The following is a 1,653-nucleotide window of genomic DNA, read 5'->3' as shown; positions in this document are numbered from 1 at the left end:
TGATCGCTGTCGTTATCCAGAACAAAACCCGGTTTGGCCGCTACATCTATGCCATTGGCGGCAGCGAAAGCGCCGCCCGGTTGTCAGGTGTTCAGATTGAGCGGGTTAAACTGATTGTTTACACCCTGTCCGGTGCCCTGGCGGCGGTGGGCGGGCTGATGGTGACCGCGCGGCTGGATTCGGCCCAGCCAAATGCCGGTATCAGTTACGAACTCGATTCCATTGCGGCCGTGGTCATTGGTGGTACGTCACTGTCAGGGGGGCGCGGGAGTGTGGCGGGAACGGTGCAGGGGGCCATCATCATTGGCGTGCTTAACAACGGACTTGTGCTGCTGAACGTGTCTCCGTTCTGGCAACAGGTAGTGAAAGGAGTGGTCATTCTGCTGGCCGTGATTATCGACAAACGGATGAACGAAGAGAAATAAACCGGTCTTGTCCGGTGTATAAAAAGAAGATGCGTAACACCTATATTTTAGCCATAGATCAGGGTACGAGCAGTACTAAATCACTTTTATTGGACCAGAACGGCAAGGTAGCGGCCCGTGGCTCCGTCTCCTTACACACACACTACTTCGGGGACGGCTTTGTGGAACAGGAGCCCGAAGCCATTTATCAGAATGTGCTCGATTCGGTCAAACAGTGCCTCCGCGATTTTGTGAACAGAGGAGGAAACCCGGCCGATATCCGGTCATGCGGGATTGCCAATCAACGGGAAACGTTTGTCCTGTGGGATCAAACCGGTACACCCCTGCACAACGCCATTGTCTGGCAATGCAAACGGTCGATCCAGGTATGTGAGCGGTTGAAAGCCGATGGCATGGAGGCCCGCGTGCGGGAGCGGACCGGTCTGTTTATCGATCCCTATTTTTCAGGTACCAAACTCATCTGGCTTGCCGGGCAGGACACGACAATCAGAGAAGCCATCAAGGAGGGAAACGCCTTTTTCGGGACGGTTGATGCCTGGTTACTGTTCAGACTGACGGGTGGCGCAAGCTATGCTACGGATTATACCAACGCCTCCAGAACCTTGTTTTTCAACCTGAAATCGTTGACATGGGACGACGAATTACTCCGTGATTTCGGGTTGACCGGTCTGCGGTTGCCGGCTGTGAAACCATCGTCTGCCGATTTTGGTGAAAGTACCTTTGCCGGCTTATTCAGCCGCCCGGTTGCTATTCAGGCGATGATCGGCGATTCGCATTCGGCAGCGTTCGGGGAAGGGTGTTTCCGGCCCGGCACCGCCAAAGCAACACTGGGAACCGGCTGCTCCATCATGATGAATATTGGCCGGGAAGTGAAGCTGTCAAAAAATGGCATGGTCAATACCATTTGCTGGAGTACGGAAGAGCAGGTAGAGTATGCCCTGGAAGGCGTAATCGTGACGTGCGGGGCCACGATTGAATGGCTCAAAAACAGCCTCGGCCTGTTTGCCGAAAGCCGTGAAACCGAAGCATTGGCTACTTCCGTGGCCGATAATGCAGGGGTGTATCTGATGCCGGCATTCAGCGGATTAGGCGCTCCTCACTGGCAAATGGATCGTAAAGCCTCCATCTCCGGACTAACCTTCGCGACCACCAGAGCGCATTTGGTTCGGGCAGCGCTGGAATCGATCCCCTACCAGATTAAAGACGTGATCGGCGCCATGGAAGAAGA

2 protein-coding genes are annotated in these 1,653 nt (G+C 54.6%); both read left to right on the top strand.

Annotation, left to right across the window (positions count from 1 at the left end):
• Window positions 1–425 (top strand): ABC transporter permease (locus tag BLX24_RS30245; RefSeq protein ID WP_374755029.1); only part of this gene is annotated, 425 nt, incomplete at its 5' end.
• Window positions 426–454: 29 nt separating this feature from the next.
• The coding region (locus tag BLX24_RS30240; RefSeq protein WP_071506898.1) for an FGGY family carbohydrate kinase at window positions 455–1,653 on the top strand (1,199 nt) is incomplete at its 3' end.

The sequence above is a fragment of the Arsenicibacter rosenii genome (assembly GCF_001870735.1).
Taxonomy (GTDB): domain Bacteria; phylum Bacteroidota; class Bacteroidia; order Cytophagales; family Spirosomataceae; genus Arsenicibacter; species Arsenicibacter rosenii.
The sequence above is the reverse complement of the archived record's forward strand: the minus strand, read 5'-3'. Positions and strand labels throughout refer to the sequence as shown.